The sequence below is a fragment of the Clostridium estertheticum genome, assembly GCF_026650985.1.
GTDB classification, from domain to species: domain Bacteria; phylum Bacillota; class Clostridia; order Clostridiales; family Clostridiaceae; genus Clostridium_AD; species Clostridium_AD estertheticum_C.
In genome coordinates this window covers 2292025-2308950 of record NZ_CP086239.1, presented here as the reverse complement: position 1 = coordinate 2308950, position 16926 = coordinate 2292025, and the positions used below count along the sequence as shown (strand labels likewise).

At 30.5% G+C, this 16926-nt stretch carries 17 protein-coding genes; 13 read left to right on the top strand and 4 right to left on the bottom strand.

Annotation, left to right across the window (positions count from 1 at the left end; translation table 11 throughout):
- Positions 1-26: 26 nt before the first annotated feature.
- A complete protein-coding gene (locus LL038_RS11150) occupies positions 27-2762 on the bottom strand; it encodes a peptidoglycan D,D-transpeptidase FtsI family protein (protein WP_216125116.1) in 2736 nt (911 codons plus the stop codon).
- Positions 2763-3107: 345 nt separating this feature from the next.
- On the opposite strand from LL038_RS11150, the gene pknB reads away from it, so the two are divergent.
- From pknB to uxuA, 4 genes are all read left to right on the top strand, one after another.
- Positions 3108-4601, top strand: a complete 1494-nt coding sequence (gene pknB / locus LL038_RS11145; protein WP_216125118.1) for a Stk1 family PASTA domain-containing Ser/Thr kinase — start codon at positions 3108-3110, stop codon at positions 4599-4601.
- A gap of 256 nt (positions 4602-4857) precedes the next feature.
- Positions 4858-5550, top strand: coding sequence for a YjbE family putative metal transport protein (locus LL038_RS11140; protein ID WP_071612149.1), 693 nt, complete (start codon positions 4858-4860; stop codon positions 5548-5550).
- A gap of 115 nt (positions 5551-5665) precedes the next feature.
- Positions 5666-6043, top strand: a complete 378-nt coding sequence (locus tag LL038_RS11135) for an HIT family protein (protein WP_216125119.1) — start codon at positions 5666-5668, stop codon at positions 6041-6043.
- A 207-nt stretch (positions 6044-6250) separates the two neighbouring features.
- Positions 6251-7318, top strand: a complete 1068-nt coding sequence (gene uxuA / locus LL038_RS11130; RefSeq protein WP_216125120.1) for a mannonate dehydratase — start codon at positions 6251-6253, stop codon at positions 7316-7318.
- 119 nt (positions 7319-7437) lie between these two features.
- On the opposite strand, the gene LL038_RS11125 is transcribed toward uxuA, so the two are convergent.
- Positions 7438-7914 (bottom strand): TetR/AcrR family transcriptional regulator, encoded by a 477-nt coding sequence (locus LL038_RS11125; RefSeq protein ID WP_216125121.1) that lies wholly within the window; start codon positions 7912-7914, stop codon positions 7438-7440.
- A 273-nt stretch (positions 7915-8187) separates the two neighbouring features.
- Positions 8188-9183, bottom strand: coding sequence for a LacI family DNA-binding transcriptional regulator (locus tag LL038_RS11120; RefSeq protein ID WP_268056061.1), 996 nt, complete (start codon positions 9181-9183; stop codon positions 8188-8190).
- Positions 9184-9615: 432 nt separating this feature from the next.
- Between LL038_RS11120 and LL038_RS11115 the strand changes: the two genes are divergently transcribed.
- From LL038_RS11115 to LL038_RS11080, 8 genes are all read left to right on the top strand, one after another.
- Positions 9616-10086: a YhcH/YjgK/YiaL family protein gene (locus tag LL038_RS11115; protein WP_216125123.1), complete on the top strand. Its 471-nt coding sequence runs from the start codon at positions 9616-9618 to the stop codon at positions 10084-10086.
- A gap of 64 nt (positions 10087-10150) precedes the next feature.
- Positions 10151-11470 carry an MFS transporter gene (locus tag LL038_RS11110; RefSeq protein ID WP_216125124.1) on the top strand — a complete coding sequence of 440 codons (1320 nt, stop codon included), beginning with the start codon at positions 10151-10153 and terminating at the stop codon, positions 11468-11470.
- Between the two features lie 116 nt (positions 11471-11586).
- Positions 11587-12057, top strand: coding sequence for a YhcH/YjgK/YiaL family protein (locus LL038_RS11105; protein ID WP_216125126.1), 471 nt, complete (start codon positions 11587-11589; stop codon positions 12055-12057).
- Positions 12058-12107: 50 nt separating this feature from the next.
- Positions 12108-13112 (top strand): 3-dehydro-L-gulonate 2-dehydrogenase, encoded by a 1005-nt coding sequence (yiaK, locus tag LL038_RS11100; protein WP_216125128.1) that lies wholly within the window; start codon positions 12108-12110, stop codon positions 13110-13112.
- A 229-nt stretch (positions 13113-13341) separates the two neighbouring features.
- Positions 13342-13527 carry a hypothetical protein gene (locus LL038_RS11095; RefSeq protein ID WP_216125130.1) on the top strand — a complete coding sequence of 62 codons (186 nt, stop codon included), beginning with the start codon at positions 13342-13344 and terminating at the stop codon, positions 13525-13527.
- Positions 13528-13664: 137 nt separating this feature from the next.
- Positions 13665-13979: a hypothetical protein gene (locus LL038_RS11090; RefSeq protein ID WP_216125131.1), complete on the top strand. Its 315-nt coding sequence runs from the start codon at positions 13665-13667 to the stop codon at positions 13977-13979.
- Between the two features lie 194 nt (positions 13980-14173).
- The gene (locus LL038_RS11085; protein WP_216125132.1) at positions 14174-14629 is read left to right on the top strand and encodes a hypothetical protein; all 456 of its coding nucleotides are present in this window, start codon (positions 14174-14176) and stop codon (positions 14627-14629) included.
- 37 nt (positions 14630-14666) lie between these two features.
- Entirely contained in the window at positions 14667-15026 is a 360-nt protein-coding gene (locus LL038_RS11080) for an HsmA family protein (protein WP_216125133.1), read from the top strand.
- Between the two features lie 65 nt (positions 15027-15091).
- Here LL038_RS11080 and LL038_RS11075 read toward each other — a convergent pair whose 3' ends face one another.
- On the bottom strand, positions 15092-15919 hold the full coding sequence (locus LL038_RS11075; RefSeq protein ID WP_268056060.1) for a hypothetical protein: 828 nt from the start codon (positions 15917-15919) through the stop codon (positions 15092-15094).
- A 362-nt stretch (positions 15920-16281) separates the two neighbouring features.
- Between LL038_RS11075 and LL038_RS11070 the strand changes: the two genes are divergently transcribed.
- A complete protein-coding gene (locus LL038_RS11070) occupies positions 16282-16908 on the top strand; it encodes a class I SAM-dependent methyltransferase (protein WP_216125135.1) in 627 nt (208 codons plus the stop codon).
- Positions 16909-16926 lie beyond the last annotated feature (18 nt).

The following is a 16926-nucleotide window of genomic DNA, read 5'->3' as shown; positions in this document are numbered from 1 at the left end:
AAATAAGAGAGCCCACTAGGCTCTCTTTATTTAATCCGTTTTAATTTTATGTCATAATGATTTTGATACTGTTTCATTCGAGGATCATTTTTAAAATAACTCTCGTACATACCTCTAGCAATCTTTGCAGCATCAGAACCATAACCACCATCAAATATAACTACAGATATTGCAATTTTAGGATTGTCAGCGGGTGCATAACCTACATACCACGCATAATCGCCTCTACCAATTTTACTTTGTATACTAGATTCAGTAAACTGTGCTGTACCTGTTTTACCACCTGTAGGTATAGGGAAATCGCCAAGTGCTGCATACGCAGTACCGTCTGTACCACCACCTGCACCTGTAACACCATTCATGCCTTGCATAACTAGATCTCTAGTTTCGGCACTCATATTAGCTTTATCTATCACAACAGGTTTCGTTTGAGATATTAATTTTCCATTAGAATCTTTTATGTTATCAACTAAATGAATTTTATATCTTGTTCCACCATTGGCAAGGGTTGCTATATAATTTGCCATCTGTAGAGGCGTGAAATTGTCCATGCCTTGACCAATTGATGCAATGAACATATTGTATGGCAAACTCAAAGAACCATGACCTGTTTGCACTGCCTGATAGTATACATCAGTTACAACTGCATTTATATTAGCATCAGTAAATTTTTGTTTCTTGTAAGTAGGATCAGCTGCAATTAATTGCTTAAATAAACCTACATAATTACTTTTAGAAAAGGTTCCGTTTTTTACAGAATCCCTTATATAATTTTTAATTTGTGTTTTAATTTCTGAAAGCTTTTTACCATCAGAAACAATACTAGTATCATCATCTCTATCATATAAATCTACTGGGGGAAAGCTTGCACCAGAACTAGAAACTCCGTTAGTTAAATTTTGCTCAATACTTAAAAGATATTGTGATGCTGATAAGTTTTTTTGTGACACAGTATTATATACTTGCCCAAAATTCTCACTTATTTCTATTCCGGTACCGGGACTCGTTGAATTAGGATTAGCTCCTAGGCCAAACATCCATGCATATTTAGCTAAGACATCATCCCCAAATTTTTCTCTTAATTTCTGACCTACATTCATAAAAAATGGGTTACTAGATTTCCTTATAGCACTAACTACATTTACAATGCCATTTCGACCATCTGATGTAAAGGGATTCCAATTTGGACCTCCTATTTTATCTTCACCACCCATATCATACCCGCCTTCATCATCGTAAGTTGAATCACCATTTATAACTCCAGCTTCAAGACCTGCAATTGCAGTCATTGGCTTAAATGTGGAACCTGAAGGGATAAGTGACATAGTTGCATAGTTATATAGGTATTTTGGATAATAATCAAACTTATCCTTTCTAAGGGTTGTATTTCCTTTTATACTTTTGTCTATTGGAAACATATAATCAGTTAAATCTGCTGATAGATTATCAGCTTTTGCCATTTTTTGATAATCTGGATTAAAATATTTTTCTGATTGAGCTTCAGTTAAACCTTGTGTTGTAGAGAAATCATTTGGATTATAACCTGGAAGACTTACAAGGGCTAGTACTCCACCAGTATTAACATCTATTGCAACAGCTGCACCTCTTGTAGCATTTGATACATCTAGGTCGCCACCTGAAGTTCCTGCAGTTTGTAATCTCTTCATTTCAGTATTTAAAGCGTTTTCGGTGGCATATTGCATATTTGCATCTAATGTAAGTTGAACATTTTTGCCTGGAATTGCTTTTTTATTATGAGCGGTATTTTTAACTATTGCATTAGAATCATCATTTATATCTTTTTCCCCGTTAGTCCCTTTAAGGTTACTCTCCATTGCAGCTTCAATTCCAGAAGTTCCAACATAATCTACACTCGTGTCATAACCCTTTGCTGCGTACTTAACTTTATCAGCTGAGTTTATTTTGCTTATATATCCTAGGACTGATGAAGCAAGTTGGCCATATGGATATTCCCTCATAGGCTGATTTTCCACTTTAAAACCTTGCAGGTCTGAGAGGCTTTGCTCGAATATAAGCGATGTATTTAGCTTCATATTAGTTGCTACATTAATTGATTTATAATCAGAAAAAAAGTTCATGCTGATACCGTCTTCTATAATTAAATATCTTCTTAGCACATCTGGAGTTGCATTTATATTCAAACTTGCAAGTCCATCTTTCACCTTATATTTAACAAGAAGTTTGTTATAAATTTGTTCTGGAGTTAGTTTTAAAAGCTCATTATTAAGAGCAGTTTTTTCAGAGGAACTTAACTCTTCTTCTTTTTTATTTTCAAATTTCGTCTTTAATATAGTCAATTGAAGGTTTCTATCCTTTAAAAATCTTAAAAGCAGGGTTTGATTTCCCTTAGCATCATTTGAAGTAAATTCGAATCTGTATGGATTAATCTTTAATGCGAAATTGTCTGTCTGGATTTCTTTATTATCATCTAAAATTTTAAATACTTTTTGTAATGTTGTAAATAGCTGTTTGTTATCCTTGCTTGTATCAGTTGTACTTGTATATGTAAGGTTATAACCTAGTGTTTCAGTCGCAAGTTTTATTCCGTTTTTGTCTGTTATGAGGCCTCTTGGGGCAGCTACGGTTACAAGCTTTGCAGAATTAATAGTTTCAGCCTGCGTTTTGTAATAATCTCCTTTGAATACTTGTAAATAATACAATTTTGCACCTATTATTAAAAACATAGCTAACATAATTATAGAAAGAATATTATACCTATTAAATTTTTTCTTTTTTTTCATTTCATCACCATTTTATACTTTCATTTTTTTTGTATAATAAAATTATCAGTATCTGTCAGCATTCTTAAAAAAACAACCTAAATGGTGACTTTGTGAAACATTGCAATTCATATGCGTTTTAAATATACGTCTAGATGCAAGCTTTGTCAATTACATCAATGTATTAAAATGCAAATGGCCCAGCAACTACGCTAGGCTATTTTTAGAATAATTATATCACATATCTTATACATATCATACATGATTCGACAAAATAAATCTATACACACATTTTGACCCATTCATTTTCATAAGTTATGATATAATATATATGGTAATATTCTTCGTAGGAGGGGCAAAATATATATGATAGGGACATTTCTTTTAAATAGATATGAGTTATTAGAGAACATTGGCGAGGGTGGCATGGGAACTGTTTATAAAGCAAAGTGCCATGTGCTAAATAGATTTGTCGCTGTAAAGATATTAAAGGCAGAGTTAAGTAATGATGATGAGTTTGTTTCAAGGTTTAAAAGGGAAGCTACTTCAATTGCAAAATTATCACATCCCAATATAGTGAACGTTCATGATGTTTGCTCGGAAAATGATGTTAATTTTATAGTTATGGAATATGTTGATGGAAAAACATTAAAGCAAATAATAAAGGAAAATGGAAGGCTTACATCCAAGAAGACTTTAGATATAGTTTTTCAAATAGCAAAAGCTCTCCAGTGTGCACATACTAGCGGTATAATTCATCGCGATATAAAGCCGGATAATATTATGATAACCAAGGATGAAATGGTTAAGGTCATGGATTTTGGAATAGCTAAAGTTGCTGATTCAAGGACTGTAACCAATTCTAATAAGGTAATGGGAACTGCACATTATTTTTCTCCAGAACAAGCCAAAGGAAGTTTTGTGGATGGCAGAACAGACATATATTCATTAGGCATTGTAATGTATGAAATGGTTACAGGGAAAGTACCTTATAATGCAGAAAGTGTCATTACCATAGCTATGATGCATATTCAGGGGCCAATTACTGCGCCAAAAGATATTGTTACAGACATACCTGAAAATATAAACCAGGTAATTTTAAGGGCTATGCAAAAGGAACCTATTAAAAGATACCAAACGGCGAGCGAAATGTCAGAGGTTATAGGTGCTATTAAAGAAAATCCTAATTATAAAGTTATAGTAAATAGTGAAATAGATGGCGCTACAAAAATTATGGACACAGTAGTAGCTTCCAATATAAGAGATGATTTAACAACAGTTATGAGTAAGGAAGAAATTTTTGATAAAACAGTTTTTCAAAAACCATTGGCTGAGGAAACAATACTAAAGAAAGAAAGTGAAGTAATACATATAAAGAAGATTAGTAGGAATAAAAAGGCTATTATAATTATAACGTCGATTGTTTTGATTATTAGTATTGTCGCTTTAGGAAAATCTCTATCCAATAGGAATGTGAGTGGGGGTAAGGCAGCTACTAATACGAAAGCTACAGTTGTGAAAACTATTGTTCCCAAAGTACAAGTAATTGAAAAGAAATTTGCACCCTCACTTATTGGGAAAACTCAAGATAGTGCAAGACAGGCGGCCGTTAATAATGATTTTTTGCTTGGGGATGTAACAAGTAATTATAGTGATAGTATTGATAAGGGGTTAGTTATTAGTCAGTCGCCTGTGGTAAATACAGCTTATGAAAAAGGTGGTAAAATAAGTATAGTTTTAAGCCTAGGTAAAGAGATGGTTCAAGCTACACCGCCACAAACAAAGGTGGGAAAAGATACAAAAAAAATTGAACAGATACATGGAAAGAGCCCTAAGGAGAAACATTCTAAAAACAAATAGAACCTTATTAGTGATATATTTGCGTTAAAATGAATAAACTTAATAAGTAAATATAATAAGAAGGCATATAGTTATGGTAGTGATATGAAAGGTTTCTACCTAAAATCATTGTAATATAGTAAAATATAGGGTATATTATAGAAAGAGTGTAAAGTTTAGAAATGATTTAGAAAATATAAAAAATCGTTGTTAAGGTTTGTGTTAAGTGATGAATTTTAATGCCAAGTGAAAGAAGGAGATACAAACGGAGACTTTAATGGTTTTTATAATAGGAGTACTGCAAATTACAATACTTGATTTAACATTATCTGGTGATAATATAGGTGTTATAGCACTAGCAACAAAAAATCTATCACCTAAATTTGCGAAGAAAGCTAGTTTTATAGGAATAGCCGGAGCTATAGGATTAAGAGTATTATTTGCCTGTGTCATTACTCAAATAATGGCTATACAGTGGTTGCCGATTAAGTTAGTTGGTGGACTTGTTTTAGTAAAAATAACATGGGACTTTATTAAGCCTCAGACTAAAGAAGTAGAGTGTGACGTAAAAAAAGCAGATAAATTTTGGGGAGCTGTAGCTGTAATTATCATTGCGGATATTAGTATGAGTCTTGATAATGTAATTGCAATAGCAAGTACAGCAGATGGCAATGTTTTACTAATTGTTATCGGTATTTTGATAAACATACCAATAATTTTTTACGGAAGTCGATTTGTTGCAAACTTAATGAAAGATCACCCTATTGTTATATTCTTAGGTGGTGCAATATTAGCTCACACCTCATTTAAAATGATACTCGAGGATAATATAACAATAAAATATTTAGGCCTTTCAAATACAGTTTCAGTGATAATTCCATGGGTTTTTGCCATTGGCATATTGTTGTATGGATACTTAGTAATAAAAAGAGCGGAAAAAGAAAAAACAGCTTTTGGACATAATACATAAGAACGAATATTAAAAAAACTGTACTTAATAGTACAGTTTTTTTGTTATAGAATTAATACTGTAATGGAAAATAGAACCTAAGATGATAACATAATATTAAAAGGAGACGATAACGATGTCAGAATGTATATTTTGCAATATCAATGAATCCGAAATAATAGTAGAAAACAGGTATGCAGTTGCAATACTTGATCATTTCCCAGTAAATAATGGTCATTGTTTAATAATAACAAAAAGGCATTTTGCTAACTTTTTTGAGGCGACAGAGGAAGAGATTAAAGCAATATACAAATTACTGCATGAGGTAAAAGAGATGTTTGATATTCAATATGAACCAGCGGGATATAATATAGGTATTAATGTAGGAACATACGCGGGGCAAACTATAAACCATTTGCATGTGCATTTAATTCCTAGATATATAGGAGATGTGGATGACCCAAGAGGTGGAGTAAGAAATTTAAAAAAGTCTTTGGTTGAGTATGATGGATAGAAATTAATATTATTTCTAAATCTTGACTATTATTCATTGCTATGCTAGTATACAAGTATACTGATTTAAACTTTTTATATTATTAGAAATATTTACTACCTATAGGTGATTTAATTCATCAAATATAGGTTAGTATTAATTATGTGAAAACGTAAACATGCAAGTAGTATATTACATTATACTGTGAAGAAAGAGGGGAATATTAATATGAAAATGACACTAAGATGGTTTGGAAGTAAATATGACAGTGTAACTTTAAAACAAATAAGACAAATTCCTGGTTGTGTAGGGGTTATCACAACACTATATGACACTAAACCGGGAGAGGTTTGGAGTACAGAGGCAATTAAAGATATGAAAAAGGAAGTAGAAGCTGCAGGCCTTGAGGTTAGTGGTATTGAAAGTGTAAATATTCATGATGATATTAAAATTGGACTTCCAACAAGAGATTTGTATATAGCAAACTATATTAAGACTCTTGAAAACTTAGCAAAGGAGGGTATAGATTTAGTTTGTTACAATTTTATGCCTGTATTTGACTGGACGAGATCTAATCTTGCAAAGATGAGAGCAGATGGTTCTACAGTGCTTTCTTATGATCAGGAGCTTATTGATAAAATAGATCCAACTAAAATGTTTGAACAAATAGATTCTAATTCTAATGGATTTATAATGCCAGGTTGGGAACCAGAAAGACTTGCAAGAGTAAAAGAATTATTTGAACTTTACAAAGATGTAAATGAAGAAAAATTATTTGAAAACCTTGTGTATTTTCTTAAGAAAATTATGCCAACTTGTGAGAAGCTAGGAATGAAGATGGCTATTCATCAAGATGATCCAGCATGGTCTGTATATGGACTACCAAGAGTTATAAATAATAAGAAAAACATTCAAAGAATGTTAGATGCAGTTCCTGTTATGAATAATGGACTAACATTGTGTACAGGTTCTTTAGGATCTAACCCTGACAATGATATTCCTGATATGATTAGAAGTTTCAAAGGAAGAATTCATTTTGCTCATTTAAGGAATATTAAACACCTTGCACCAGGTAAATTTGATGAAGCAGCACATTTATCATCTGATGGATCATTAGATATGTTTGAAATTATGAAAGCACTTTATGATATTGGTATGGAAGGACCTATAAGACCAGATCATGGAAGAATGATTTGGGATGAGATTGCAATGCCGGGTTATGGCTTGTACGATAGAGCACTAGGAGCAACATACTTAAATGGTTTGTGGGAAGCAATAGATAAATCATCTAAGTAAAGAAGCAACAAAGAGTAGCATCTTAATTAATTAGGATGTTACTCTTTTATAATTTGTTGTTCGTAAAATCATGCATAAGTTTAAGTATTTACACAAACGTAGAAAGTTATGTGGAATAATTATATCTTTAAAATCCCATGAAGTAATATTGTAATCGTCTCATTCATTGCATCTTTCATTGTCATGTTATTTTTGCTCAAGAATTCATAATCTAGAAATGTGTTACTAACACTCTCTAAGATGGAACTGATAAGATTTAGATTAATATCATTCCTTAAAACTCCTGATTCCATAGACTCTTTTAGTGTTGTTTCTATGAGTTTCAATTTGAAATTCTTTAGATCTTGGAGTTTATTCCATTCATTATAATAAAACTTATGTGCTTCATCTAGTATATTAATGGGAAGTTTATATTTATGATAAGAAAAAATTATTGAATTCAACTTATTTTCTAAAGAACCAGCTTTCTTTATAGATTCAATAGTGTAATTTTTATCACTTTCTATTATTTCTTTAAAATATTCAAATATAATATCATCTTTACTTTTAAAATGTTTATATATAGGTTTTTTACAGTAAATAGGCCCATTATACATATCGATATTATTAAAAATAGAGCAATGTTCTTGTGATTACCCCATAAGAGACCAGTGATAACCGAACCTACAAAAGATCCAATATATTGAAAACTATTTATTATTCCATTTGCCGCGCCTCTATAGCTATTTGCTGCAATATCATTAGCTGCAGAAGGTATTACTGTAGCTAGTAAAATATATCCTGTCATAAATAATATGCTGCCTATCAATATAAAGTAAAATGATTGATTCTTAAAATAAAAAAATATACCTATGGCACTTAAATTTTAATTAAGTACTTTTTCTAATTACGAGTTCTGGGCGAACTAGAATATTTGATGCTACATTTTTTTTCTCTATAAGATCGCTTAATAATCTAACACTTAAAAAACTTGTTGTCTCAACTTTATTGTCAACAGAAGTTAACTCTGGGTAGCAACACTCGGCGAGTATTGAATTATTAAAACCTATTATAGCAACATCTTTAGGTACGTTAATATCTAAGTCGCGAAGCTCCTTTATAGCACCAATTGCAGTAACATCCTCACCAAAGATTATTGCAGTAAAATTTTTCCTTAATTTAATAAGTTCTTTTACCGCATTCCGGCCACCATCTAATCCACACTGTGTATTTATAATGGAATTGTCATCTAGCTTTAAACCATTCTTATTCATTCCAACTAGAAATCCTTCTTTCTTTTGCTTTGCACTATAGGTATCCATATCTTTTACGTATACTATATCTGAATGGCCTTTCTCAAAGAGATGATCAACACACATAGAAATACCATAAGAGTCATCTACTAATACTGAGTAGGTATTTTCCATATCTAAAAATCCATTTTGAAGTACCGTTGGAATATGATTAAGATACGCGGAAATTGATGATTGTATATCTTTATTATTAAATACTGACCCCATTAAAATAATTCCATCTATATTTCGCTCAGATAACATTTTAATATAATTTATACTTTCATCGGTCCTTGCACCGGTATTGCAAAGCATAACAGAATAACCCAACTTGTTAAATTCTCTCTCCATTATGTAGGCAGACTTCGCATGATGCATATCAGTAATATTAGTTGTAACGATGCCTATAGATTTCATAGATTTAGTTACTAAACCTCTGGCTATAGCATTGGGTATATAATTATATTTTTTTAAAATTTTTTCAACCTTATCTTTAGTTTTGTTACTAATATTTTCTTTGTGGTTAAGAACTCTAGACACAGTGGTTATAGAGACACCAGCTTCTTTTGCAATATCATATATATTCAAATTCATTCCTCCGTATAAATCTTAAACTCTAATCTGAAAATTGAAAGCGCATACAACATAAAAGAGGTATACACACAATTATTTCTTGTGACATTTAGATTTTTAAATTTATTTATTAATTAGTTAACTTAATTATATTTATTAATTAGGATAAAGTCAAATTTATAATGGAAGGGGTAGAAATGTTGATATTACTAATATGTAAAAATAAATAGAATTCAAAAAGTCATAGATAATGTAAGTAATAAATCTATATATTATCAAAAAAATATATGGAAAAGATAATATTATAAAAATAACTATTGAATTTTGTTAGAAGTTATATTATACTAAACTTAGTTCTTATGAAAGCGCTTCCAATTTGAAGTAAACAATAAAAATTGCACTTGTAAAACAATATATATTTAAAAAAATAAAATTTATAAGGGGTGTTAATCTATGATATTTGGTGATATTAAAAATATTAATGATATGGAAAAGGTTCTTCCAAAAGCAATAATTAAGGTTATTAACTATTTGAAAGAGAGTGATTTTCTAAGTATGAAACCAGGAGTTTATAAAATTGAGGGCGAAGACATATTTGCTCAGGTAGTAGACATCACAACAAGAGAAAAAGCTGAAGTAAACCCAGAAGTTCATAAGAAATATATTGATGTACAATTTTCTGTAGAGGGAAAAGAAAAAATAGGGTTTGCTCGAGAGAATGGTAATAATGAAGTATTAGAGGATCTTTTAGATGAAAAGGATATTAAATTCTATAAGAATGTTGATAATGAAATCGATTTAATAATGAATAAAGGCAATTTTGTCGTGCTTTTCCCAAATGATGTTCATAGACCGGGGTGTGCAATAGAAGTTCCTTGTTTAATAAGAAAAGTAATTGTAAAGATAAATACAGAGATACTTTAAAGATATATATAAGTAAACATCATTTGTAAACGAGTACTTAAAATAATCATAGGAGTGTGTAGATATGAGTGAGAATATAGCTTCAAAAGTAAAGATCCCAAGTAAACGCTGGATGCACATAATTCCACCGATACTTTTTGTATATATAGTAGCTTTTATGGATCGTACAAATATTGGTTTTGCAATGGCTGGAGGAATGAGTAAGGAACTTGGTATGACATCTAGCGTTGCAGGAATAGCAGCGGGTATATTCTTTGTAGGTTATTTATTTCTCCAAGTTCCTGGAGGGCAAATCGCAGAGCATGGAAGTGCTAAAAAGTTTATAGCAGGAACCATTGTGGTATGGGGTATTCTTGCTATAATGTCTGGATTTGCGACCAATATAACTCAATTATTAATTCTTAGATTTTTGCTAGGAGTTGCTGAAGGTGGCGTTATGCCAGCAGTACTTACAATAGTTCGTCATTGGTTTCCTAGTGAAGAACGTGGCCGTGCAACTGCCTTTGTTATAATGAATAATCCAATTGCATCTATTATAACAGGCCCACTTTCAGGATATATTTTAGTTAAATATAATTGGCATTATGTATTTATAATAGAGGGTATAATATCACTTTTATTAATCTTAGTTTGGTTACCATTAATAAGTGATAGGCCTGAAACTGCTAAATGGATTAGTAAAGAGGAAAAAGATTATCTTGTTGAAAGACTTCGCGAAGAACAGGAATGTTTCGATAAAAAACAGGTGAAGAAGGCAACTTTAAAGGAAATCCTTTTTAACAGGACTTTATGGAAATTGGTGTTGATATTCTTCTTTTATCAAACTGGTGTTTATGGATACACCTTATGGCTTCCAACAATACTTAAGAACTTAACCAAAACAGGAATGGATCAAGTTGGATTTTTATCAATATTTCCGTATATTGCAACTATAATTGGATTGTTTGTTTTTGGATCTTTATCAGACAAAACAAGGAAGAAAAAAAGATATGTTATAATGCCAATTATAGGTTTTGCAGTATGTCTATATCTATCAGTAAGACTTCAACAATCTGTATGGTTATCTTTTGGAATGCTTGTTGGTTGTGGATTTTTCCTCCAGGCTGCATCAGCAGTGTTTATGACAATCCCACCAGATGTTTTCAGTGGAGAGGTAGCAGGTGGTGCTACTGGGATCATAAATGCATTAGGTAATCTTGGTGGTTTCCTAGGACCATTTTTAGTTGGATTCTTAATGCAAACATTCAGCTATAATATTAGTATATATAGTTTAGTGTTATCTTTAGTGATCGCGGTTATAATTACAACTACATTGCCAAAGGAAAAAGATGATTGTGCCCACCCGATAGCAGCAATAAATGTTGAAAATAGTGAAAATGTATAAATGAATATAAAAAAAACATAAACTAAGGTATAATAGAACCAGGGTTAGTGGGAATGAAAGCCCTTTCATTAAGAAAAGTAGTTTTTAGGGTAAATCAGATTTAGTGAGGTCTTAATATGATATTTGGTAATATTAATAACATTTGCGATATAGAAAAAGTCTGTTCTAAATCAATAATAAAGGCAATTAACTATTTAAAAAACAATGATTTTGTTAATATGAAAACTGGTGTATATAATATCATGGGAGATGACATAATTGCTCAGGTAGTAGACAGAGAAACAAAATTTAAAAAAGAAGCAATAGCTGAAATTCACAGAAAATATGTGGAAATACAATTTTCTGTTTTAGGAAATGAAATAATAGGTTATGCAAGGGATACTTTTAATAACATTATTTGTGAAGAGTTATTAGAAGAAAAAGATTCTATTTTTTATAATGAAGTAGAAAATGAATTTGATTTAATAATGGTGAAAGGAAGCTTCGCTATATTTTTTCCGCAAGATGTTCACCGGCCTTGGTGTATATGTAATCAGCAAGGTATAGTTAGAAAGGTTAATATAAAAATAAAGATGTCAGTTATTTAATATTATATTGGTTTGAAAATATAGATTACACGAAAAGGAGAGATATTATAATGAGAGTTTCTTTTGAGAAAATGAAAAATGAATTTAAGAGAGTATTAATAAAAAAAGGTTTTGGTGAGGAAAGAGCAGAAGCATCAGCTTTATTATTTACGCAGACTAGCTGTGACGGAGTTTATTCTCATGGGTATGTTAGATTTCCAAGAGTAATAGAATATATAGAAAAAGGATATATCGATGTAGATGCTGTTCCAAGTAAAATTGAAGGAATGGGAGCATTTGAAAAATGGGATGGTAATATAGGAATGGGAAATTTAAATGCAAAATTTTGCATGGACAGGGCTATTGAACTCGCTAAAACAAATGTTATAGGATGCGTGGCATTAAAAAATACTAATCATTGGATGCGTGGTGGTAGTTATGGATGGCAGGCAGCTGATGCAGGATGTATTGGTATTTGTTGGACCAATACTCTTCCTAACATGCCAGTCTGGGGTGCAAAGGAAAGTAGGACAGGAAATAACCCTCTTATATTAGCAGTTCCTAAAGTTGATGGTCATGTGGTAGTAGACATGGCTATGGCACAGTTTTCTTATGGTAAAATTGAAGTAACTAAATTGAATAATGAACAATTACCAGTACCTGGGGGTTATGATTCGTTGGGCAATATTACAAGAGATCCAGGGGAAATTGAAAAGACAGGACGAGTTTTACCAATAGGATATTGGAAAGGGTCTGGTTTGTCTATATTATTAGATTTAATAGCTACAATTTTATCTGGTGGTAATTCATCATATAAGGTAGGGAAAATTGATGGAATAGCAGAATATAAATTATCACAAATATTTATAGCTATTGACCCAAGTAAGGCAACTGACAGTGAGTTTATAAAAACGGCAGTTAATGAAGTGATAAAGGATATTAAAGCCTCAGAAAGAGTGGATGAAAATAGGGAGATTTTTTACCCTGGTGAGAGAACATTAAATACAAGAAATAAAAATTTAGAAGAAGGCATACCAGTAGATGAAAAGATTTGGAGAGCTATAGAAAATATGTAAGTATATTAAAAAGCCATCTGAGTTCAGATGGCTTTTTTAGCGTTAGTTTAGTTAATATTGCTGTTGAATTTAATTAGATGATTTACATTAGCTAAATTTATCAAGAAAAATATGATTATATTTCAAAATTATAAGGAAATGTGTAAACGTTTAGAGGGTTTCGCATATATTTATAGAATAGTATCATCAGCCTATTCTTTTTAAATAACTTAATAAGGAGAGAACGTAAATGGGAAATCATATAAAAGTAAACAAAACGATAGAGGCTACATTAAAGAAATTAGAGTTAAGCGTAATTGAATATGAGCATTATGATGGAAAAATAAATAAGGAACTTGTGGAAAATAAAACAGGGATCGCCGTATATGATTATAGAGATATATTAAAAACTATGGAAAATAATTTAAAACAATAAAAAAATGGAATATAAAACACACCCGTAACACAATCAATCATTTATGAATATTATATAATAGTTGTTAATTTTACTATAAGTTAAAAAATTAATGCTTTAGTTAGAAAATATAATTAAAAGTAGGAGGGGTAGCGGGTATGAGTTTATTTGAGGACATAGGGAATAATGTTGTAGAAGATATTGAGTTTGTGGAAATCACAGATGAAGATAGAAATATTATAAGAAAAGCAAGGTTTATAATATTAGATACAGCAATTATATATAACGAGGAAGAGGACTTTTATTATACATTGGCTACATGCATTAATGAGAATAAAGAAATAGAAACTATAAGCATAGAGGGCTTTGGTATACAGGAAAATGTACTAGAGTTTAAGGGTGCATATATTGATTATGAGGAATATGAGCAAAATTCAAAAATAAATTACACTGGAAGAATATATTATTTGTAATCCACTATATTTTTTTGCCGTTTTTTAGGTGTGATGCTTAAGTAGGTACAATATTATACATTTGATAATATTGTTCTTTATGGTAAAATTTAAGTAAGTGAAAAATAGATACGAAATTTAAGGATATAAATTGTTGCAACTTGCCACTTGCTACTTGCCATGTGGGTGGCACTTTCTTAGAAGGAGATTAAACCATGAAAACCAAAGCAATTGTTTTAAAACAAATATCGCTGATTCTTGTGGCGTTAATTGGAGTCATTTTTATAAATGGTTGCGATTTAACAACAAAGCAACAAGTGAAAAGCGTTATTAGCAATATTAAGGAATCACCTGAAGTTATAGCTGTAAGAAAAACTCCTATTGAAAATGGTGTAATACTAGGTGATCTTATTGATACTGGTATAACAGATACGGTTTGGGAAATATATGATCCAGCTGAAAATGGTAATAAATATGTTACTATCAGTGGCAATGTTTTATATAATAAGAAACTTGTAGTCGTGAAAATTCAATATCAAATGTATGATGATGGGAAAATTAAATTTAATGCCATGACTTATAATGATATTCCACAAGATGCTGCTAATACTGCTGCTATGTTTAGCTATCTTAAAAAAGAATATGAAGCTAAAGGGAAAATTGCAAAATAGTTTATAAGCGAAGGATAATTCTTAAAAGAGGTGAAAAATGTTAGTTATCTCGATAATTTTAGTAAATTTAGCATTGATTTTTTATACTATTTCTATTTTAAATGAAGTCAAAGAAAAAGTGTTGCGCTCATGGCATGTTGTTATGTTTTTTATAGGTTTAACTTGTGATATAGTAGGAACTTTAATAATGTATGAACTAGGTGGGGGTATATTAAAGACCGGAATTCATGATATATTAGGATTTATTGCCTTATTACTTATGTTAGCGAATACAATTGGTTCAGTACTTATATTGAAAAAATACAAAAATTTACTTAATAAGTTTTATAAATTTAGTGCATTTGCATGGGTTATTTGGATTATTTCGTATATTCTAGGCGTGACTACGCATATATAAAAATTTTGGGATTTATAATGATACAGATGCCACTTGCCACGTGGGTGGCACCTGAAGGTTTCTTTTTATTTAGTATAAATACTTTGTTCATTATTATTGAGGGCAGTATACCCCACAGTTATTGTGTTATTTGCATTCATTAAAATGTATATACTAGGAGTATCACTATTACTATATAAAATAGAGCCATAATTACCTTGTTCACCTGACATACTTGATGAATACCAATAAATTTTATTTTTAGATTTATAAGTGATTTGCACGCCTGCAATATTTATAGTATTTTTATTATTGTTTTTGTCGATCCAAGTCCCACTTAAATTTGCTAAAACATTTGAATATGGTCCATTGGTTTTCGAGAAGTTTAGAATATCTCCTTTTGATATATGATTTGTTCCATTTAGGTATTTAATAAGAGCTTTATCATCGTTAAGCCAAACTACTTCATATCCCTTATTTGAAAATGGCTTATACCCATTTGTTACCTTTATCTTATCATCTAACCTCATAAATATTTTATGTGCTGGTATATATATGACGCTAAACTCGGGCTCATCTTTTGTCTCCCTTATTATGAATGAATTTTGGGCATGGGTAAAATTAGATTGAAATTGTATGTTACTTATACTTTTATAAATTCCAAAGGTGTTCATTATTATCAAAAGCAGTAAAACACTGAGATATGTCCATCTAACTTTTTTATTTTTAAAATAAACTAATAATGCTAATACTAGTATAATGTAATTCAAGATATTGTACATATAATCATGCACTAGGTATAATCCCTTACTTTTAATTGCATACTCAAAAAATGTTCTTATCAATATTAAAATAATTATAATAAATATTGTTATTTTTTGGTGCTTTTCTAATTTTTTTAAAATACCTTTCATATTTTCATCTCTTTTCGTAAATTATATAACCATACTATAAAAAACTTATTTGTGATTATATATTACATTATACACTTACCGTAAATGTATACCAATGAAAAAAATTTAGATGACACTCGTCATGTGGGTGGCACCTAAGATTGTCTATGTTAAACAGTTAAGAAATAGACAAATGATAATCCAAAGTATAAAACACTAGAAATTAAAATTATGTGATTTATATAAAAATTGTAATATGAACAAAAATAGATTATAATATACTAACATACAATTGATTATCATTATCAATATGAAATTAAAGTTAATAGGTGTCACTTGCCACATGGGTGGCACCAAAAGAAAATTAAGAAGGGTGGAAAATTATGAGTGAAATTGCAAAAAGATTAAATCAATGTAGAAAGCCAACCGGTGATATAGGAAAAGCAATAGCAAAAGACATGAATATAGCACATTTTGAACTAACTAATTGGGGATTTGAGAAAATAAATATTAAAAAAAATGATGTTATATTAGATATAGGTTGCGGTGGCGGTAGAACAGTAAATAGAATGGCTGCAATAGCAACAGAAGGTAAAACATTTGGTATAGATTATTCAACAGATTGTGTAAAATGGTCAAAAGATTATAATGAAAAGTTTATAAAACATGGTAGCGTAGAAATTCTTCATGCAAGTGTAGAAAAAATTCCATTTGAAAATAATAAATTTGATGTTATATCCGCAGTAGAAACTATTTACTTCTGGCCTAATCTTGTTGAAAATTTTAAAGAGGTAAAAAGAGTTTTAAAACCATCAGGAAAACTTATTATAATATGTGAAATGTATTCTAGTGAAAACTTTAAAGAAAGAAATGATGAATTTGTTGCAATATCGGATATGGAAATACATACGCCTGAAGAATTAAAACTAATATTAGAAAAAGCAGGGTACAATAATATAAAAATAGATTTAATGGAAGAAAAAAATTGGTTATGTTGTGTATGTGAATAGTAGGGCCATTAATTAGGA